General features: G+C 62.1%; 17 protein-coding genes and 1 pseudogene. 11 read left to right on the top strand and 7 right to left on the bottom strand.

Annotation, left to right across the window (positions count from 1 at the left end; genetic code table 11):
- The 5 genes and pseudogenes from GVN17_RS29120 to GVN17_RS29100 form a co-directional block, all read left to right on the top strand.
- Positions 1-302: pseudogene (locus tag GVN17_RS29120) on the top strand (amino acid ABC transporter substrate-binding protein); the annotation flags it as partial.
- A gap of 12 nt (positions 303-314) precedes the next feature.
- Positions 315-977: an amino acid ABC transporter permease gene (locus tag GVN17_RS29115; protein ID WP_166598726.1), complete on the top strand. Its 663-nt coding sequence runs from the start codon at positions 315-317 to the stop codon at positions 975-977.
- Between the two features lie 6 nt (positions 978-983).
- A complete protein-coding gene (locus tag GVN17_RS29110) occupies positions 984-1,661 on the top strand; it encodes an amino acid ABC transporter permease (RefSeq protein ID WP_166598725.1) in 678 nt (225 codons plus the stop codon).
- A gap of 11 nt (positions 1,662-1,672) precedes the next feature.
- Positions 1,673-3,175 (top strand): argininosuccinate lyase, encoded by a 1,503-nt coding sequence (argH, locus tag GVN17_RS29105; protein ID WP_166598724.1) that lies wholly within the window; start codon positions 1,673-1,675, stop codon positions 3,173-3,175.
- A complete protein-coding gene (locus GVN17_RS29100) occupies positions 3,172-3,912 on the top strand; it encodes an amino acid ABC transporter ATP-binding protein (RefSeq protein ID WP_306167766.1) in 741 nt (246 codons plus the stop codon). Before argH ends, GVN17_RS29100 begins: the two co-directional genes overlap by 4 nt.
- Before the next feature lie 193 nt (positions 3,913-4,105).
- Here the strand turns inward: GVN17_RS29100 and GVN17_RS29095 are convergent, their stop codons facing one another.
- The 5 genes from GVN17_RS29095 to msrB all read right to left on the bottom strand — a co-directional run bounded on the left by GVN17_RS29095 (position 4,106) and on the right by msrB (position 10,219).
- Complete coding sequence (locus GVN17_RS29095) at positions 4,106-5,056, bottom strand: VTT domain-containing protein (protein ID WP_166598723.1); 951 nt, start codon at positions 5,054-5,056, stop codon at positions 4,106-4,108.
- A 101-nt stretch (positions 5,057-5,157) separates the two neighbouring features.
- Entirely contained in the window at positions 5,158-6,594 is a 1,437-nt protein-coding gene (locus GVN17_RS29090; protein ID WP_166598722.1) for a catalase, read from the bottom strand.
- Between the two features lie 359 nt (positions 6,595-6,953).
- Complete coding sequence (gene msrA, locus GVN17_RS29085) at positions 6,954-7,625, bottom strand: peptide-methionine (S)-S-oxide reductase MsrA (protein ID WP_166598728.1); 672 nt, start codon at positions 7,623-7,625, stop codon at positions 6,954-6,956.
- Between the two features lie 81 nt (positions 7,626-7,706).
- On the bottom strand, positions 7,707-9,527 hold the full coding sequence (locus GVN17_RS29080) for a cytochrome c biogenesis protein DipZ (RefSeq protein WP_166598721.1): 1,821 nt from the start codon (positions 9,525-9,527) through the stop codon (positions 7,707-7,709).
- Positions 9,528-9,700: 173 nt separating this feature from the next.
- Positions 9,701-10,219, bottom strand: coding sequence for a peptide-methionine (R)-S-oxide reductase MsrB (gene msrB / locus GVN17_RS29075; RefSeq protein ID WP_166598720.1), 519 nt, complete (start codon positions 10,217-10,219; stop codon positions 9,701-9,703).
- Between the two features lie 177 nt (positions 10,220-10,396).
- Here msrB and GVN17_RS29070 point away from each other — a divergent pair, with 177 nt between their 5' ends.
- Together GVN17_RS29070 and GVN17_RS29065 are read left to right on the top strand one after the other, a co-directional pair.
- Positions 10,397-11,113 (top strand): response regulator transcription factor, encoded by a 717-nt coding sequence (locus GVN17_RS29070; RefSeq protein WP_166598719.1) that lies wholly within the window; start codon positions 10,397-10,399, stop codon positions 11,111-11,113.
- The gene (locus GVN17_RS29065) at positions 11,110-12,603 is read left to right on the top strand and encodes a HAMP domain-containing sensor histidine kinase (RefSeq protein ID WP_166598718.1); all 1,494 of its coding nucleotides are present in this window, start codon (positions 11,110-11,112) and stop codon (positions 12,601-12,603) included. Before GVN17_RS29070 ends, GVN17_RS29065 begins: the two co-directional genes overlap by 4 nt.
- Before the next feature lie 345 nt (positions 12,604-12,948).
- Here GVN17_RS29065 and GVN17_RS29060 read toward each other — a convergent pair whose 3' ends face one another.
- Together GVN17_RS29060 and GVN17_RS29055 are read right to left on the bottom strand one after the other, a co-directional pair.
- The gene (locus GVN17_RS29060; RefSeq protein WP_166598717.1) at positions 12,949-13,581 is read right to left on the bottom strand and encodes a response regulator transcription factor; all 633 of its coding nucleotides are present in this window, start codon (positions 13,579-13,581) and stop codon (positions 12,949-12,951) included.
- Between the two features lie 33 nt (positions 13,582-13,614).
- A complete protein-coding gene (locus GVN17_RS29055; protein ID WP_166598716.1) occupies positions 13,615-14,973 on the bottom strand; it encodes a cache domain-containing protein in 1,359 nt (452 codons plus the stop codon).
- Between the two features lie 420 nt (positions 14,974-15,393).
- On the opposite strand from GVN17_RS29055, the gene GVN17_RS29050 reads away from it, so the two are divergent.
- The 4 genes from GVN17_RS29050 to mexE all read left to right on the top strand — a co-directional run bounded on the left by GVN17_RS29050 (position 15,394) and on the right by mexE (position 20,357).
- Positions 15,394-17,454 carry a carbon starvation CstA family protein gene (locus GVN17_RS29050; protein WP_166598715.1) on the top strand — a complete coding sequence of 687 codons (2,061 nt, stop codon included), beginning with the start codon at positions 15,394-15,396 and terminating at the stop codon, positions 17,452-17,454.
- Positions 17,454-17,651, top strand: coding sequence for a YbdD/YjiX family protein (locus tag GVN17_RS29045; RefSeq protein WP_166598714.1), 198 nt, complete (start codon positions 17,454-17,456; stop codon positions 17,649-17,651). Before GVN17_RS29050 ends, GVN17_RS29045 begins: the two co-directional genes overlap by 1 nt.
- Positions 17,652-18,014: 363 nt before the next feature.
- Positions 18,015-18,950, top strand: coding sequence for a LysR family transcriptional regulator (locus GVN17_RS29040; protein WP_166598713.1), 936 nt, complete (start codon positions 18,015-18,017; stop codon positions 18,948-18,950).
- Between the two features lie 162 nt (positions 18,951-19,112).
- On the top strand, positions 19,113-20,357 hold the full coding sequence (mexE, locus tag GVN17_RS29035) for a multidrug efflux RND transporter periplasmic adaptor subunit MexE (protein WP_166598712.1): 1,245 nt from the start codon (positions 19,113-19,115) through the stop codon (positions 20,355-20,357).
- Positions 20,358-20,367 lie beyond the last annotated feature (10 nt).

Raw genomic sequence — 20,367 nt, 5'->3', positions numbered from 1 at the left:
ACGCCTTGCAGACCTTCCGCCAGGGCCGCGCCGACGCTTACACCCACGACGCCGCCACGCTGGTGGTGGTTGCGGCCAACGACGGGGATGCGCGGCTGATCAACGAACCCTTCCAGATCTCCGACGCGGCCATTGGCGTGCGCAAAAACGATGAAGCGTTCCGCGATTACCTCAGCGCCGCGGTCGCCCGGATGCACGAAGAAAAACTGTTCCGCGGCTGGGTTCAGCAATACGTGCCGGAAAACATCCAGAGCTATTACCTGAGCGTGTTCGAACAGGCCAAGCCTGAAGAAAAACTCTGATCGGGCGCCCCCATGGACTTCGATTTCAATTACCTGGTGGCGCAATGGCCAGCTTTGCTCGACGGCGTTTTGATGACGCTGCGGGTCTCGCTGCTGGCCATCGGGGCGTCGCTGCTGATCGGCATTCTCGGCGGCGCGGTGCGGTCCTTCCGCATCCCGCTGCTGTCGCAGATCGTGGTGCTGTACGTGGAGCTGATCCGCAACACGCCGATTCTGGTGCAGTTGTTCTTCATCTTTTACGGCCTGCCTGCGATTGGCCTGGAGCTGTCGCTGTTCTGGTCCGGTGTGGTCTGCCTGTCGCTGTGGGCAGGGGCCTATCAGGTGGAGAACATGCGCGGCGGGCTGGCCACGGTGGAGCACAAGATGCGTGAAGCGAGCATGGCGCTGAGCCTCAAGCCTCATCAGTATTTTTATCTGGTGGCCTTGCCGATCGCGTTTCGTACCAGCCTCCCGGCCGTGCTCAACACCTCGATTTCGCTGCTGAAGAACTCGTCGTACTTGCAGGCCATCGGTCTGGCGGAGCTGACGTTCGTGGCGGTGGACCGCATCGCTACGGATTTCCGGGCCATCGAGATGTTCAGTGCGATCTGCGTGATGTACCTGATTCTGGTGGCGATCCTGTCCTTGCTGACCGGTCGCTTGTCTGCCCACCTGCAACGGCCTTTCCGGCACTGAGGCCCCATGAACTTTCTGATCGAAAACTGGGGCTTCGTGCTCAAGGGCCTGTGGATGACCGTGCGCCTCGCGCTGGTGATCCTGCTGTTCACCACGCTTATCTCGACGGTGTTCGGGGTGCTCGCCACCCTCAAGAACCGGCTGCTGTGGTGGACGATTCACGGCTACGTCGAGCTGTTCCGCTCGATCCCGCTGATTGTGAATGTGTTCTTCATTTTCTTCGGTGCGCCGATGTTCGGCCTCGACCTGAGTCCGTTCGCAGCGGTGGTCACCGGCCTGACGTTATGGGGCAGTGCCAATGGCATCGAAATCGTGCGCGGCGGACTGGAGTCGGTGAACCGGCACCAGTGGAAAAGCGCCTGGACCCTGGGCCTGCGCCCTTGGCAGATCTACCTGCACGTCATCGCGCCGCAGTCGATGAAGGCCATTTTGCCGGCGTACACCGGGCTGCTGACGATGTTGGTGCAAGCCACGTCGCTGGGTGCACTGGTGGGCGTCAGCGAGTTTCTCAAAGTCGGGCAGATCATCGTCGAGCGTTCCACGGTCATGACCGGCGTCAGCCCTGCCTTCGCCGTCTACGGCGCGGTGCTACTGGTGTACTTCGTCATCTGTTCATTGCTGAGCTGGCTCAGCCGTTATCTCGAACGTCGCCTGGGTCGCCCGGCGATGCGCACCACTCGTTAAGGGATGTGATCATGCAAGAATCCAAAGTCAGTCGTCGCTTGAAAGAAGCCACCGCCCCCGAGGTCAACGAGTACATTTACCGGCCCCGTCTGGAAGGGTTTGCCGATGGCTTCCTCAACCTGGGCAACGTCAACAAGGCGCACATCGTGATGCTCGCCGAACAGGGCCTGATTCGCGACGAACACGCGACCGCCCTGGCCAAGGGCGTGCTGGACATGGAGGCGGCGGGGCCTGGCGTGGTCACCCTCGACCCATCCCGCGAAGACGCCTATTTCAATTACGAAGCGCATTTGATCGAGCAGATCGGCACCGACGTCGGCGGCCGCCTGCACACCGGTCGCAGCCGCAATGACATCCTCGCGACCCTCGACCGGCTGCGCTGCCGCGAGGTGTTGATGGCGTTGATCGACGCGCTGATTCAAGCCCGTCAGACCGCGCTCAACAACGCCGAGGTCTTCGCCGAAGTGGTGATGCCCGGTTACACCCACCTGCAACCGGCGCAGCCGATCACCTATGGCTACTACCTGTCGGCAGTGGAGCAGGCCCTGGCCCGTGATTGCCAGCGCCTGACCCAGACCCTGGCGTCGATGAACCAGAGCCCGCTGGGCGCGGCGGCCTTCGCCGGGACGCCGTTCGACATTGACCGGGCACGCACGGCCGAATTGCTGGGTTTTGACGGCTACCTCGACAATGCGCTGGACGCCGTGGGGTCGCGGGATTTCATCCTCGAAAGCCTGTCGCACCTGAGTTTGCTGTCGGTGTTCTGGAGTCGGGTGGCGCAGGATTATTTCGTCTGGAGCACCCACGAATTCAGCCTGATCGACTTCCCCGACAGCGTCGCGGCGACGTCGAGCATCATGCCGCAAAAGAAAAACCCGACGGTGCTGGAATACCTCAAGGGCCGCAGCGGGCACATCATCGGGTTGCTGATGGCGGCCAGTGTCACGGTCAAGGGCAGCAACTTCTCCCACACCGGCGATGCCAACCGTGAAGGCACCCGAGGGTTCTGGGAGGCGGCGGAAGAAAGCCTGCGCTGCCTGAAACTGCTGGACCTGGTGCTGCGCACCGCGACGCCGAATGTCGAGCTGGCGGTGAAGCGTGCCGGTGAAGACTTCTCCACGGCGACGGGGCTGGCGGACCTGATCGTGCGCGAAGCCGACCTGTCGTTCCGCGAGGCCCATCACATCGTTGGCGCGGCGGTGCGCATGGCCATGGACGCCGGTCTGCCCGCGCACCGGATCGACACCGACATGGTGGACATCTGCGCCATGGAACAACTCGGGCACGCATTGAACCTGCCCGCCGACAAGGTGCGCGAATGCCTGGACCCGACCGCCAACGTGCAGTCCCGGGATTCGGCAGGTGGCCCGGCGTTGTCGTCCCTGCGCCCGAGCCTGCTGCGCGCCAATGGGCGCTTGCAGGTTGAACGTCAGGCGAATCAGGCGCGCCGTGATCGTCTGTTGGCCGCGCAGGAAAAACTCCAGGCGGCCACCCGCGCGCAGGCCGGCCTATGAAGAGCATGCTGACAGTCCGTGGGCTGCATAAACACTTCGGTTCGGTGGAAGTGGTCAAGGGTGTCGACCTGGACGTGGCGCAAGGGGAGGTGGTGGTGATCATCGGCCCCAGCGGTTCGGGCAAATCGACGTTCATTCGCTGCCTCAACAGCCTCGAAGCGCCGTCTGCGGGAAGTGTGGTGGTCGGTGGTGGCGAGTCGGTGCGGGCGGATGATCGCAAGGCCATGGCCCGGCTGCGCGAGGACATTGGCATGGTGTTTCAGGATTACACCCTGTTCCCGCACATGACGGTGATGGCCAACATGATTCTGGCGCCGGTCAAGGTCAAGGGCGTGAGCAAGGCCGATGCTCAGGCCAATGCGCTGGCGTTGCTGGACCGGGTGGGCCTCAAGCACAAGGCGGACGGTTACCCCAGCGAGCTGTCCGGTGGGCAGCAACAGCGGGTGGCGATCGTCCGCGCGCTGGCGATGAAGCCGCGCCTGTTGCTGTTCGATGAGCCGACGTCCGCGCTCGATCCGGAAACCGTCGGCGAAGTGCTGAGCGTGATGAAAGGTCTGGCGGCGGAGGGCATGACCATGATCGTCGTCACCCACGAAATGGGCTTCGCCCGTGAAGTGGCCGACCGAGTGGTGTTCTTCGACGGCGGCAAAATCGTCGAAATGGGCCCTCCGGCGCAGATCTTTTCGGCACCGGAGCATCCACGCACCCGGCAGTTTTTGCAGAGTGTGTTGCATTGACGTCGTCGCGATTCAATAAGCCCTGACGGCTTGACGGTATCTGGCACCGTTTCGGGGGGCTCAAGGTTCGGCGCATACCTCTGCGGGAGTGAACTCATTCGCGATTGGCCAGTACAGACGATGAATGGTCATCGTTCGAAACACCGCCTCGCGAATGAATTCGCTCCTACAGAAGTGCGGCGTCGCCGAATGATCAGGCGGTGGCGGCCTGTCCGGAGATGTTCTGGTCAGGGTGCGCCTCACGCCAGGCGTCCAGACCGCCTATCAGCGCCTTGCCCCGCGTCAGCCCGCGTGCCCGCAGCTTTTCCGCCAACAACGCCGCGGACAGCTCGTTGGGGCAGGCGCAATAAAACACCATGTCGACATCGCTCAACTGATCGAGCCACGGGTCCAGGGGTTCTTCGAGGCTGATGGACAGCGCACCGGGGATGCCTTCGACCACGGCGGTGTGCAATTTGGCGCGAACGTCGATGATCAGCGGCATGTCGTCCGTGTCACGCAGGGCCAGCAGTTGCGGCACGGTGATGCGTGGCACCTTCGACGTGCGCTTCATCAAGCGACGGCGCTTCCAGTATTTCCAGCCGATGAACAGTCCCAACGCCAGCAAAACGCTGCCGATGGCCAAGGGCAAGTAGCCGGTCAACCACCCTAGCAACGGGATGATCGCATCGGTAAACAGCATGCCCAGCAACAGCGCCGATCCCGCCCAGATGAACGACCCTGCCAGCGAATAACGCATGAACAGCGCAAACGGCGTGGCGTTCATGCCCGCGACCGTCGTCACCAGCGCGCCCGCGCCGGGCAGGAATTTGGACAGCAGCATCGCCCGGGGTCCGACCCGGTCGTAGACATTCAAGCCCTGACGGATGCAGGTGTCTTGTGAAAGGGAAATCTTGCAGATGGACTTCAGCAGCACGCCGCCATAGCGCTTGCCCGCGAAGTACCAGAGGGTGTCGGCGATCAGGCAGGCGAACATCGCCACCAGCACCCCGGCGCCCAGCAGTGGTTTGCTTTGCATCGCCAATGCGCCTGTGACGATGAGGGTGGGGTACGCCGGAACCGGCAGACCGATCTGCTCCAGCAGCACGTTGACGAACACCAGCAGCAGGCCGTGGCTTTCATTCAATTGCTGGAGTTCGTTCATGGCGAAAGCTCGGTCACAGAGCGCTGACGGGCAGCACTCAAGAAAAAAGGGGTGTCAGTACCGTGGCCTGAACACCCCTTTCTGTCAACGCTGACGTTGCGTTAGCCAAGCTTCTCGATGGCCGCTGCAACGCCCGCGCCGTACGCCGGATCGGCCTGGGTGCAGTTGCCGATGTGACGCTGTTTGACCAGCGCCGACGCGCCGCTGATGGCCCGTGCGGTGTTGTCGAACAGCACCTGTTGCTGCGCTGGTGTCATCAGGCGGAACAGGGCGCGAGGCTGGGAGTAGTAATCGTCATCGTCTTTGCGGAAATCCCAGTTCGCTGCCGCGCCGTGCAGTTCCAGCGGTGGCTCGGAGAAGTCCGGCTGTTCGACCCACGCGCCCTTGCTGTTGGGCTCGTAGCCAATGGTGCCGCCTGCGTTGGCGTTGACCCGCATCTGGCCGTCGCGGTGGTAGCTGTTGACCGGGCACTGCGGGGCGTTGACCGGGATCTGGTGATGGTTGACGCCCAGACGGTAGCGCTGAGCATCGCCATAAGAGAACAGACGGCCCTGCAGCATTTTGTCCGGCGAGAAGCTGATGCCCGGTACCACGTTGGCCGGGTTGAACGCGGCCTGTTCGACGTCGTGGAAATAGTTTTCCGGGTTGCGGTTCAGCTCCAGGGTGCCGACTTCGATCAGCGGATAGTCCGCGTGCGGCCAGACTTTGGTCAGGTCGAACGGGTGGATTTTGTAAGTGTTGGCGTCCTGCTCCGGCATGATCTGCACGAACAGCTTCCACTGCGGGAAGTCACCATTTTCGATGCTGTCGTAAAGGTCGCGCTGGTGCGTTTCGCGGTCGCCAGCCACCAGATCCGCGGCTTCCTGGTCGGTCAGGTTCTCGATGCCTTGCTGGGTTTTCAGGGTGAACTTGACCCAGAAGCGCTCATTCTGCGGGCTGATGAAACTGAAGGTATGGCTGCCAAAACCGTGCATGTGGCGATAGGATTTCGGCAAGCCTCGGTCACTCATGACCACCGTTACCTGGTGCAGTGCCTCGGGCAGCGAACTCCAGAAATCCCAGTTGTTGTCGGCGCTGCGCAAGTTGGTGCGCGGGTCGCGTTTGATAGCGTGGTTCAAGTCGGGGAATTTCAGCGGGTCGCGCAGGAAGAACACCGGGGTGTTGTTGCCGACGAGGTCCCAGTTGCCTTGTTCGGTGTAGAACTTGACCGCAAAGCCGCGAATGTCACGTTCGGCATCGGCCGCACCGCGCTCACCGGCCACGGTCGAGAAACGGATGAAAATATCGGTTTTCTTGCCGATGTCCGAAAACAGCCTGGCTTTGGTGTAGCGCGTGATGTCGTGGGTCACGGTGAAGGTGCCGAACGCGCCCGAACCCTTGGCATGCATGCGACGCTCCGGGATCACTTCACGGTCGAAGTGCGCCAGTTTTTCCAGCAACCACACGTCCTGCAGCATCAGCGGGCCGCGAGGGCCGGCGGACTGCGAGTTCTGGTTGTCGACGACGGGTGCACCCGCCACGGTGGTCAGTTTATTCATGATCAGGCTCCGGTTTTTTGAACGGTGAGTCTTGCTGAATACGTCACGGCTGTATTGGACGCTCGTGCGCCTCTTTTAACGTGGGAATGGACAGTGCGGTTGGCTGTAACGCGCCATCCAGAGCGCTTCGACCGGCCCGCTTTCGAATACATTCCAGGCAGGCAAGGGATCGTGCGGCGGCGAAGGTTGAATCAGCGTAGCCCGGCTTTGGCGACAGACGGATGTCACGGGCTAAAAAATCGATGACGATTTTTACACGCACAAAAAAAGGCGCCCGATAAGGGCGCCAAACGAGGAGAGTTCGGGGTCTCTGCGCAGGGTTTGCGGGGGGTGCGGCCCGGTGGATCAATTGCTGCGGGTTATTTCACCAGCACCGGCTGCTCGCTGTAGCGGTCGGCGAACAGTTGCTTGAGCTGGCCGACTTTTGGCAAATCGTTGATCACGATGTACGGGTAGGTCGGGTGGGTGGTCAGGAAATTCTGGTGATAATCCTCCGCGGGGTAGAAGCCGTTGTAGGTCTCAATCTTGGTCACGATAGGCGCATTGAACGATTTGGCGCTGTCCAGTTGCGCGATGTAGGCCTGTGCCACGGCTTTCTGTTCGGAGCTTTCCGGGAAGATCGCCGAGCGGTATTGCGTGCCATGGTCCGGCCCTTGACGGTTGAGTTCCGTCGGGTTGTGGGCCACGGAGAAGAACACTTGCAACAGCGTGCCGTAGCTGACTTGCGACGGGTCGAAGGTGACTTCCACCGACTCGGCATGCCCGGTGTCGCCTTCGCTTACGCGCTCATACTGCGCGGTGTCGGCCTTGCCGCCGGCGTAACCGGATACGGCTTTTTTCACCCCTTGCACGTGCTGGAACACGCCTTGAACGCCCCAGAAGCAACCGCCCGCAAACACGGCGGTTTCGGTCCCGGCGGTCTTCACGGCTTCATCCTTTATAGGCGGGGCGATGCTCACGGCGTCTTCGGCGGCGAACGAGCACGCAGCGGTTTGCAACAGAGCGGCGCCGAGCAGCACGCGCAGGCCCATGCGGCGGCCGTCAGGCAGCGCGGCGCGAAGGGTGGAAACGTTGAATTTTTTCATGTCTGACACTCCTGAAACGGGGTGGAATCAACCGAAGGTGAAGGCGTATGCGGACACGCCCGGATCGCTGAATTCGATGCTGAAGGTATGGTCCGCCACGTCGCCGGGCTGACGCACCAGTTGGTACAGGCGTTGTTCTGTGACGGTGCCATTGCCGTCGGGCGCGATGTCGGTGCCGTGTGCATCCCCCGGCGCCTTACCGTCGAGGGAGACCTTGAAGCGCACCGGCTTGCCGTCGCTGCCAGGGCCGAGCACCAGATGCAGGTCGCGAGCGTGGAAGCGATAGACGATCTTGCCGTTGGGCGCGTTCAGGCTGGCGCGCTCGGAGCTGATGTTCCATTGACCGTCCAGGCCCCAGTTGTTCAGCGACAGGCTTTGCGGGGTGCTGTAGCTGGCGACCCGATCAGCCTTGGCGCCGCCCGGCGACACGAAGTTTTCGGCGCGCTCGAAGCCCAGGTAGGTTTCTGGCGATTTGACGTCGCCCATGTTCGCCGCCTGTTGCACGCCATTGCCGTTGGCGTCGATGAGGTCGGTGGTGATCTGAGTATTGCCTGCTTCGCGCAACAGCTCCTGAATCACGCGCTCAGATTCGTCATAGGCGCCTTCGCCGAAGTGGTGATAGCGGATCTGACCCTTGGCGTCGGCGAAGTAATGGGCAGGCCAGTACTGGTTGTCGAAGGCGCGCCAGATTTTGTAGTCGTTGTCGATGGCCACCGGGTAATTAATGCCCAGATCGGCCATGGCCTTGGTGACGTTTTTCACGTCGCGCTCGAAGGCAAATTCCGGGGCGTGCACGCCGATCACCACCAGGCCCTGATCGCGGTATTTGTCGGCCCAGGCTTTGACGTAGGGCAGGGTGCGCAGGCAGTTGATGCAGGAGTAGGTCCAGAAATCCACCAACACCACTTTGCCTTTCAGCTGTTCGGCGGTCAGTGGGGCGGAGTTCAGCCATTGCACCGCCCCGGCGAGGGACGGCAGCTGGCCTTCGACCGGCAGGCTCGATGTGCTGTTTTTCGCGGCCATCATCATCGCGCCAGAAGCTTGCATGCTCGCGCCCGCTTCATCCTTGCCGGGGATGTTTTGCGCCATCATCGCTCCGCCTTGCATGACGTTGCTGTTCTTGCCGTTACCGGCGAACTGGCCCACCAGCGATTGTTCAAGGCCACCGGTGGACGCGGTCGAGACGCGGGCCAGAATCCCGGTGTCCAGACCCAGCGCGATGGCGGCGACACCCGCCAGCATCGCGGCGCCCAGCCCCCGACGAATCCACTCGCCAGCGCCCAGCGAACGCTTCATCGCGCTGAACACCTTGCCCCCCAGCAACAACGCCAGTGCCAGTGAAGTGGCAGCGCCTGCGGCGTAGGCCAGCAGCAGCAAGGTGGTGCCGACGCTCGCGCCTTGCAACGCCGCGCCCGTTAGCACCAGACCGAGGATCGGGCCTGCGCACGGCGCCCAGAGCAGGCCCGTCGCAACACCGATCATGAACGAGGCCCACGGGCTGGGTTTGGCCTCTACACCTGCGTTTTCAGACAGTCGGCTGCCCGCGGCCACCAACGGACGGGTCAGGCGCTCGGCCAGTTTCGGCAGCAGCAAGGTGAGGCCGAACAGCGCGACGAAGATCAGCGCCAGGCCACGGCCATATTGGTTGAGCTGCACGACCCAGCCCCCGCCGACTGCCGCGAGGGTGGCGACCAGCGCGAAGGTCACGGCCATGCCCACCAGCAACGGCAGGCCGCTGCGGACGAAGGGTTGGCCGGTGCGGGCGAAGACAAACGGCAGCACCGGCAGAATGCACGGGCTGACGATGGTCAGAACGCCGCCGAGGTAGGCAAGGATGATCAGGAGCATGGGTCAATTCCCTTCTGGTGGATCAAAGAGTTACGTGCAGTGTGGCGGACGACGTACCTGTAGGAGTGAGCTTGCTCGCGAATGCATGTGTTCAGTCAATTGAGAGGTGACTGATATCCCGCCATCGCGAGCAAGCTCACTCCTACACCGGGCCTAGTCCTGTCATTGGTTGTTCATGTCGCCGACTCGGCGAATGTCATCGCCAGACCATTCATGCAATAGCGCAAGCCGGTCGGCTTCGGCCCGTCGGTAAAGACGTGCCCCAAATGCCCGCCGCAGCGGCGGCAATGGACTTCCTTGCGCAGCACGCCGAACGACGTGTCGGTGCGGATGGCGGTGGCGTTGTCCAGCGGCTGCCAGAAGCTCGGCCAGCCGGTGTGACTGTCGAATTTGGTTGTCGACGAGAACAGCTGCAATTGGCAACCGGCGCAGGCGAACGTGCCGGTGCGGTGCTCGTCGTTCAGCGGACTGCTGTACGGGCGCTCGGTGGCTTCGCGACGCAACACCTGAAACTGGTCGTCGCTGAGCAAGGCATGCCATTCGGCGTCGCTGTGGCTGACTTCAAACGTGCCCACGGCCGAATCCGCCGGTACGAGGGTTTCGCCGTCAGCGAACTTGGGCAGCACGCCCAGAGCGATGGCCGCGACGCCAGCGCTGCTGCTCAGGACCATGAACTGTCTTCTCGATAGCATGAGGTGTCTCCTTGGCACCGCCTGCACGGGGCAGGCTTGTCATGTGATGGGGCCAGAGTAGGGCCGGGCTGTTCCCGGAATCCTCACCGAGAGTTAAACAATTCGTGATAACTGGTCGACCGCAAAATCGGCACAATGGCGGCATCGCGCATTCAGCACTGGCAAGGTTTGCTTTCCATGGATCAGCCCAAACGCATTCTGGTGGTCGAGGACGATAGCCATATCGCCGACCTTATTTGCCTGCACCTGCGGGACGAACATTTCGACGTGGTGCACAGCGCCGACGGGGAAAAAGGCTTGCGCCTTTTGGAGCAGGGCGGCTGGGACGCGTTGATCCTCGACCTGATGCTGCCCGGCGTCGACGGTCTGGAGATCTGTCGCCGTGCCCGGGCCATGACCCGCTACACGCCAATCATCATTACCAGCGCCCGCTCCAGCGAGATGCACCGGATTCTCGGCCTTGAACTGGGGGCCGACGATTACCTGGCCAAACCGTTCTCGATGATGGAACTGGTGGCGCGGGTCAAGGCGCTGCTGCGGCGGGTCGATGCGATGGCGCGTAACTTGAAGATGGACACCGGCAGCCTCGACAGCGCCGGGTTGTTCATCGATCCGCTGACCCGTGAAGCGTCGCTGGAAGGCCGTATGCTCGACCTGACGCCGAGGGAATTCGACCTGCTGTATTTTTTCGCCCGCCAGCCGGGCAAGGTCTTCTCGCGGCTGGACCTGCTGAACTCGGTCTGGGGCTATAACCACGAAGGCTATGAACACACCGTCAACACCCACATCAACCGGTTGCGCGCCAAGATTGAGAAGGACCCGGCCCAGCCGTTGCGCATCCTGACGGTGTGGGGACGCGGCTATAAATTCGCCGATGCGGGAGAGGCGTCGTGAACATGACCCTGACCCAGCGGCTGTCCCTGGTCTTCGCGTTTCTGTTGCTGATCTGTTGCGGCACGTCGGTGCTGTTGCAGGTGCGCTCCAACAAAATGCATGAGCTGGAAGTGGTGCAGGGCCTGTCCCGCGACCTCGCCCAGCACATCGCCCGCGACACCCAATTGATGGACGCCAACGGCCTGAAACCCGATGCCGTGCGCGAGCTGTTCAGCCAGTTGATGCTGGTGAACCCCAGCGTCGAGGTGTACCTGCTCGACGGCGAAGGCAAGATCGTCGGCGACGCCGCGCCCAAGGATCACATGCTGCGGGACCGTGTCGATCTGGCGCCCGTGCGCAAGCTGCTGGCCGGAGAGCCGCTGCCGATTCTGGGGGATGACCCGCGCAGCATGGACACGCGCAAGGTGTTCAGCGCCGCGCCGTTGATGGTGATGGGCAAACCGGCGGGTTTTCTGTACGTGGTGCTGCTGGGCGAGGCCCATGACCGCTTTGCCGAGCGCGGCGCCACCAGTGAGGCCCTGAACACGGCGTTGTGGTCGATTGGCTTGATTGCCTTGCTGTGCCTGTTGGCGGGTCTGACAGCGTTCGGCTGGATCACCCGGCCGCTGCGGCGCCTGACCGACGCGGTGAGCCACTTCGACATCAATGCTGCGCCGGTGCCGTTGCCCGCTTCTTCGACCGAATCGGCTCGGCAGGGCCACGATGAAATCGCCGTGCTCGACGCGACGTTCAAACAAATGCAGAACCGCCTGAGCGAGCAATGGCAGACCCTGACCCGCCAAAGCCAGGACCGCCGCGAGCTGGTGGCGAACATTTCCCATGACCTGCGCACCCCGCTGGCCTCCCTGCACGGCTATCTGGAGGTGCTGTCGGTCAAGGACGCCAGCCTCACGCCTGAGGAGCGGCGGCGTTACCTCGGCATCGCGCTGGACCAGAGCCGCAAGGTGGGCGGGTTGGCGCAGTCGCTGCTGGAGCTGGTGCGGTTGGAGCACGGGTTCGTGGTGCCGGTGGTGGAGCGGTTTTCGCTGACCGATCTGGTGCAGGACATTTTTCAGAAGTTCGAGCTGGGCGCCGAGTCCAAGGCCGTGACCCTGACCCCGAGCTTTGCGCCGTCGGTGCCCGGTGTGCATGCCGACTTGGGGCTGATCGAGCGGGTGATGACCAACCTCCTGGACAACGCCCTGCGGCACACGCCCCAGGGCGGCGAGATCAAAGTGGCGTTGTTGCCGAAGGGGCGGTTCGTCGAAGTGACCATCAGCGACACCGGGCCGGGGATTGCCGCCGAGTTGCGTGAAGGGCTGTTTCTGCGTCCGTTCAATATTGGCGGTGCACGGCGAGATGGCGGGCTGGGGTTGCGCATCGTGCACCAGATCCTGCAACTGCATGGGCACCGGATCGAGCTGATCGACGTGCCGGGGCAGGGCGCCACGTTCCGGTTCGCGCTGCCGGTGGATCAGGAAACGGCGGAGCGGGTGTTGCCGAAGGGGTGAGCGGCTTCGCGGTCAACGCCGACCCACTGTGGGAGCGGATTCATTCGCGAGAGGCCCGTCCGGTCGATAGAGCTGTGTTGCCTGACCCACCTTCGCGAATGAATTCGCTCCCACAGGTTCAGCGGCGGCATTAGGAATGTCGCCACCGGCAAGCGCTGCGGTGGCGGGGAAATCGCTGTCTTAAGGCCAACGCCGATCCACTGTGGGAGCGAATTTATTCGCGAAAGACTGATCGGACGCTGGAGATGCGTCGTCTGTGGAGGCCTATCGCGAATGAATTCGCTCCCACAGGTTCGGCGGCGGCATGAAGGGCCTCTCCACAGGTTCAGCGGCGGCGACACAGAGTCACGGCAACAACAACCCATGCTCCATCGCGTATTTCACCAGCCCCGCCGGTTTGTCGACTTTCAGTTTGCGGCGGATGCTCAGGCGGTGGGTTTCGACGGTGCGCACGCTGATGGCCAGGTCGCGGGCGAGGGTTTTGTTGTCCAGCCCCTTGGCCAGACCCACCAACACCTGCACTTCACGAGGCGTGAGTTCGTTTTCGTCGGTCTTCTTCGACACCAGCTTGAGGGTCACTTCGGCGCTGTAGAACGTTCCGCCGGTGGCAATCGCCTCGATGGCCGCGACAATTTCCCGGGACGGTGCGTTTTTCAGCACGTAGCCACTGGCCCCGGCGCGGATCGACGTGGCGACGTATTCCTGATTGTCGTACATGCTCAGGATCAGAATCTTGATCGCCGGGCAGCGCTGGCGGATCAGTTGCGTCAGTTCCAGGCCGTTCATGTCCTGCAGGCCGATGTCCACCAACAGAATGTCCGGCTTGACCTCTTCGCACATCTTCAGCCCCTGCGCCGCGTTCTCGGCTTCGCCTACCACCTCGAACAGGGGGCGGGTGGCGAGCAGGGCGCGCACGCCGTCGCGGACCAGTGAATGGTCGTCGACCAGGGCAATGCGGATGGTCTGGCTGGCGCTCATGATGGGGTGCGGGTTCCTGTCTGAAATGAAGGGTCAGGCGGCGACGTTGATGGGCATGGTCACGGTCAGTTCGCTGTGGCCGGGGACCGAGTAGAGATTGAGCTGGCCGTGGAAATGCTCGACGCGCTCGCGAATATTACGCAAACCGATGCCGCCCTGTATCTCTTGCAAACGCTCGACGTCGACCCGGAAGCCCACGCCGTCGTCGCGCACAGTGAGTTGCACCTGTTTTTTCGTGCTGCGCAAGTCGATGTAGACGTTCTGTGCGTGGGCGTGACGCTCGATGTTGGTCAGCGCCTCCTGCAGAATTCGGAACAGCGCCACCGGGGCGCCTTCGGCCAGCTTCAGGTGGCTGAGGTTGTGGCTGTACTGGATGGTCAGCCCGGTCTGTTGCTCGAACTCGGCCACCAGTTGCGTGACGGCCGCCGCCAACCCCAGGGTGTCGAGCAGGGAAGGGCGCAGGTCGTGGGAGATGGTGCGGATTTCGCCGATGGCCTCGCCGAGTCGTTCGGTGCCGTGACGCAGGGTCTCCAAGCCCCGTTGGTCATTGCCTTCGAGTTGCAGACCGGCCAGTTCGAACTGAAATTTGATCGACACCAGCACTTGGCTGATGCCGTCGTGCAGCTCCCGTGACAGCCGCGAGCGCTCTTCTTCCTGCAAATTCATGATGCGCTGGTTGAGCATTTGCAGCTTGCGGTCGGCCAGGCGGTGCTCGCTGGCGTTAAGGGTGACGCCGCAGACGAACACCAGTAGCACGGCGATCAGGGCGACGGCGCCGATGTCGAGCATGGTCGCGTAGATGCCCCGCGCGACTTCCTGTCGGGCCTGTTGCGTGGCCCTTTCGACGTCTTCCAGATAAATCCCGGTGCCGAGCATCCAGCCCCAGCGCTTGAGCATGACCACATGGGCGAGTTTATCGGTGATCTGCCCGGTGGACGGTTTTTCCCAGGCGTAATGCTGGAAACCGTCGCCGGATTCCGCGCTTTGCAGCAATGCGCGGATCACCAGCAGCCCTTGCGGGTCGGTCATGTTCCACAAGTCCTTGCCCACCAGCGCCGCCTGCCGTGGATGCATCAGGTTGCGGCCGCTCTGGTCGTAGACGAAGAAATAGCCGTCGATGCCGAAGCTGAGCTTGGCCAGTTCTTCCAATACCTGCTGCTTGGTCTGTTCGTCATTGCGGCCGCTGTCGTAGATCGGGGCGAGGGCGCTCATGGCCATCTCCACGTAGTTTTTCAACTCGGCGCGCTTGCTGGACAGAATGCTGTCCTCGATCAACTGCGCCTGCTGCTCGCCCAGACGCTGGTTCTGCACGATCACCAGCGCGCAAATCACGCACACGGCAAGGATCAGCGGCAGGATGCCCAGGGCGACGATCTTGTGTTTGAGTTGCATGGCGTGGGATGTCCGGCGGGAGCGGGTGTTGTTGTGGGCGTATTAGACACGGTATGGGTGGCCAGACGCATCCTTCATGTTCAAGCGCAAGCGCTTCTGGCCGCAGGCCGTGGGAGCTGGCTTGCCTGCGATCTGCCGGGAACCGGCAGCAAACCCTGTGCATGCGGTCTGCCTGAGACAACCCATTCTCTGGTTTGGCTGCCGCTGCGCGTCAGATCGCAGGCAAGCCAGCTCCCACGGCCTGCGGCCAGAATCACAAACGCGTAGCGAACTGGCCTCTGCGTAGAACTACGCAGGCGAAACCGTAGTAGTACGAATTTCTCTTGCTGACAACTGCGCGGATAGTGGCAACGCTCCGTTACCCCGGACCACACAATAACAATTACGCCGCAAGCCATGAGCTTCGGCAGGAGACCCACAATGACCCGACTGACCAAACATCTGGGTTGGTTCGCCGTTGCAGCCCTTGGGGCCTGCGCCTTGGGTGTCGTCGCGCTGCGCCGCGGCGAAGCCATCAACGCACTCTGGATCGTCGTCGCCGCCGTCGCCATTTATCTGGTTGCGTACCGCTACTACAGCCTGTTCATCGCCAATCACGTCATGCAACTCGATCCGACCCGGGCCACCCCGGCGGTGATCAACAATGACGGCCTGGACTACGTTCCGACCAACAAACACATTCTCTTCGGTCACCACTTTGCCGCCATCGCCGGCGCAGGTCCGCTGGTCGGCCCGGTGCTCGCCGCGCAAATGGGTTATCTGCCGGGCACGCTCTGGCTGATCGCCGGTGTGGTCCTGGCCGGTGCGGTGCAGGATTTCATGATCCTGTTCCTGTCCACTCGCCGTAACGGCCGGTCGCTGGGCGACATGGTCCGCGAGGAAATGGGCCGCGTTCCCGGCACCATCGCCTTGTTCGGCTGCTTCCTGATCATGATCATCATCCTCGCGGTGCTGGCGCTGATCGTGGTGAAGGCCCTGGCCGAAAGCCCGTGGGGCATGTTCACCGTGCTGGCGACCATCCCGATCGCGATGTTCATGGGCGTGTACATGCGCTATGTCCGTCCGGGCCGCATTGGCGAGATCTCCATCATCGGCGTCGTGCTGTTGCTGCTGTCGATCTGGGCCGGTGGCCAGGTGGCTGCGAGCCCTGAGTGGGCACACGTCTTCACCTTAACTGGCGTGCAGATCACCTGGATGCTGGTGGGCTACGGCTTCGTTGCCGCGATGCTGCCGGTCTGGCTGCTGCTCGCGCCACGTGACTACCTGTCGACCTTCTTGAAAATCGGCACCATCGTCGCCCTGGCGATCGGCATCCTGATTCTTGCGCCTGAGCTGAAAATGCCAGCCCTGACTCAGTTCACCGACGGTACCGGTCCGGTCTGGAAAGGCGCGCTGTTCCCGTTCCTGTTCATCACCATCGCCTGCGGTGCAGTGTCGGGTTTCCACGCGCTGATCTCCTCGGGCACAACGCCGAAACTGCTGGATAACGAGAAGAACGCCCGTTACATCGGTTACGGCGGCATGCTGATGGAGTCCTTCGTCGCTATCATGGCGATGGTCGCGGCTTCGGTCATCGACCCAGGCGTGTACTTCGCCATGAACAGCCCGGCGGCAGTGGTCGGCGGCGACGTGGTTGCAGTCGCTCAAACCATCACGGGTTGGGGCTTTGCCATCACCCCTGAAGCGTTGACCGCTGTGGCCAAAGACATCGGCGAAAACACCGTACTGGCTCGCGCCGGTGGTGCGCCAACGTTGGCCGTGGGTATCGCGCAAATCCTGCACCAAGTACTGCCAGGCCAGAACACTATGGCGTTCTGGTACCACTTCGCGATCCTGTTCGAAGCGCTGTTCATCCTGACCGCTGTCGATGCCGGTACCCGCGCCGGTCGCTTCATGCTGCAAGACTTGCTGGGCAGCTTCGTCCCTGCACTGAAACGCACCGAATCCTGGACCGCCAACGTGATTGGCACCGGCGGCTGCGTGGCGTTGTGGGGTTACCTGCTGTATCAGGGCGTGATCGATCCACTGGGCGGCATCAACACCCTGTGGCCGCTGTTCGGCATCTCCAACCAGATGCTGGCCGGGATTGCGCTGATGCTGGCGACCGTCGTGCTGATCAAAATGAAGCGTCAGCAGTACGTGTGGGTGACGATCCTGCCAGCGTCCTGGCTGTTGATCTGCACCGTGACCGCAGGCTTCATCAAGCTGTTCGACCCGAGCCCGGCCGTTGGCTTCCTGGCCCTGGCCAAGAAATACAGTGCAGCGGCTGAGGCTGGCCAGGTCATCGCTCCGGCGAAGACTGTTGATCAGATGCAGCACGTGATCTTCAACGCGTACACCAACGCAGCGCTGACCACATTGTTCCTGTTCGTGGTGCTGAGCATTCTGTTCTACGCCGTGAAAGTGGGCCGTGCGGCGTGGGTCAAGAAAGAGCGCAGCGACAAGGAAGCGCCGTTCCAGGCGATGCCGGAAGCGCACTGATGTTCAATGACCTGAGTCGCCTCGGCAAATACCTCGGGCAGGCCGCCCGCCTGATGGTGGGCATGCCTGACTACGACAATTACGTCGAGCACATGCAGAAGACCCACCCGGACCAGCCGGTGATGTCGTACGAAGTGTTCTTTCGGGAACGCCAGGATGCGCGTTATGGCGGCAAGGCAGGGCCGAAGTGTTGTTGAGCTGCTGAAGAGCCGGGCCGAAGTGTTGTTGAGCTACTGAGTCAGGGCTTTTGATCGAAAAAACGCGCCATGGGTGATCCCTGGCGCGTTTTTTTATGTCTGGCGGATTTGCCGTAGGCCGCCACGCCTCGCAACCTGTGGGAGCGAATTCATTCGCGAAAAATGGTTTAGGCAACAAAAGTGTGCCGACTGTCATAACGCATCGCGAATGAATTGGCTCCCACAGGGTTTTGCGGCGTGTCAGGCATTCGTCAGCGCCTGCCTTTGATCATCCCGCACCCCGAACACCGCTTTTAACCTTTGACTTGGCAACCTGGAATTTGTAAGTATTACACATGTAATCTAAAGCAGGTTTCTCCTCCCATGAATCGCAGCGACCTGCGCCATATCAACCTCAATCTGTTGTTGATCTTTGAAGCGTTAATGAAAGCCCGGAGCGTGAGTCTGGCCGCTGAACGCATGTACCTCGGCCAGCCCGCCGTGAGTTCTGCGCTCGGCCGATTGCGGCTGCTGTTCAACGACCCGCTGTTCCAGCGTGCTGGTCGTTTCATGGAGCCAACGCCAAGGGCGCAAGAAATTGCGTTGCTGCTTGGCCCCGCACTCGAATCCATCGCCATGGCGGTGAAGCGGCCCAAGGCGTTTGATGCCGCCACCAGCGACCGGGTGTTTCGCATCGGTTTGAACGACGACGTTGAATTTGCCTTGCTGCCGTCGATGCTCAAGCGTATCCGGGCGGAAGCGCCGGGGGTGTCGCTGGTGGTTCGCCGTGCCAGTTATCTGCAAATGCCGAGGTTGCTGGCCAGCGGCGAGGTGACCGTGGGCGTGGGCTTTACCACTGAACTGCCGGCCAACGCCAAACGTCGGACCTTGCTCAGCACCCGCATCGTGCTATTGCGCGGTGATGACGTGCCTGGCGACTTGAGCCTGGATGATTTTTGCCAGCGGCCACACGCCCTCGTGTCGTTCGGTGGCGGCACGGTGGGGTTTGTTGATGAGGCGCTGCGTCTGATCGGGCGTCAGCGCAGAGTGGTCCTCGCGGTGCCGCATTTCAACAGCCTTGGCGCGCTGCTGGAAGACACTGATCTGGTGGCGGCCGTGCCGGAATACGCAGCCGATGTGCTGACCGCGAGTGGTCGGTTACGCAGCCAGCCGTTGCCGGTGCAACTGGCTGATTTCCCGCTGCACATGGTCTGGACCACGGCCAAGGACAATGACGAATCCGAACGGTGGCTGCGTTCGCGAATCGGCCTGTTTCTCAGCGACGGGTCGTCCACCCGCGTGTCAGGCCCTTGTTCTTGAATCGTCTGTAAGCCCCGTGGCAGAGCGTCTCATCCCGTTTCTTCAATTAATATTACAACTATCATTTGAGTTGATATCAACATTGAATCCATTCAATTCGTGGACCGGTGTGGCGTCCCACACACTCCGCGGCAATTCTTATAACCTTCGGCGGATTTTCCCATGCAACAGCCATTGACCCGTTTTCGTTATCCCCTTGCCGGACTGGCGCTCGTATTACTCAGCGCCTGCGACAAAGGCCCCGCGGCCACAGCCCAGGCGCCGAGTGCGCCCAAGGTGGATGTCGCCAAAGTGCTGCAGCAACCGGTGATCGAATGGGACGAAGTGACCGCCCGTCTCGAAGCCCCCGAAACCGTCGAAGTGCGGCCGAGGGTCTCCGGGCAGATCGATTCCGTGGCGTTCGTCGATGGGGCATTGGTGAAGAAGGGCGATCTGTTGTTCCAGATCGACCCGCGTCCGTTCGAAGCCGAAGTGCATCGCCTCGAAGCGCAGTTGCAACAGGTGAAAGCCACCGTCGTGCGTACGGACGCCGAAGCCCAGCGCGGCGAGCGGTTGCGCACCAACAACGCGATTTCCGCCGAGATCGCCGAGTCGCGCACCACCACCGCGCAAGAGGCCCGGGCCGCTGTGGCGGCAACTCAGGCGCAGCTGGACCTGGCGCGTCTCAATCTTAGTTTCACCCATGTCGCTGCGCCGATCACCGGCCGTGTCAGCCGCGCCGAGATCACCGCCGGTAACCTGGTGACGGCCGACCAAAGCATCCTCACCCGCCTGGTCTCTACCGACAAGGTCTACGCCTATTTCGACGCCGACGAGCGCGTGTTCCTCAAATACAACCAGCTCTCCCGCGACGGCAAGCGCGGTGCCTCGACGCCGGTGTACATGGGCCTGTCCAACGAAGCGGACAACAAACACCTCGGCCAGATGAATTTCGTCGACAACCAGGTCAACCCGCGCACCGGCACCATTCGCGGTCGCGCCGTGTTCGACAACGCCGACGGGCGCTACACCCCCGGCCTGTATGCACGTCTGAAGCTGGTCGGCAGCGGGACCTACGCCGCGACGCTGATCAAAGACGAGGCGGTCGGTACTGACCTTGGCAAGAAATTCGTGCTCGTGGTCGACAAGGACAACAAGGCGACCTATCGCAGCGTCGAGCTGGGCCCGAAGCTGGAAGGGTTGCGCATCGTGCGCAGCGGTTTGGGGAAAGACGACCGTATCATCGTCAACGGCTTACAGCGTGTTCGTCCGGGTTCGCCCATCGACCCTCAGGACCGCCCGATGGCCAGTGACGAAACCCTCGCCGCCCTTGCGCAACAACGCCAGGCCCTGGAAGCGAGCAATCAGCCCTCGGCCAAATCCGCAGCGCCGGCGAAAATCGCCAGCGCTTCCGGCCCACGCGGATAAAGGCCGACGA

Origin of the sequence: Pseudomonas sp. SLFW, from assembly GCF_009905615.1 — a bacterium.
In the GTDB taxonomy this organism is placed as follows: Bacteria; Pseudomonadota; Gammaproteobacteria; order Pseudomonadales; family Pseudomonadaceae; genus Aquipseudomonas; species Aquipseudomonas bambusae.
This window is presented reverse-complemented; position numbering and strand designations above follow the sequence as displayed.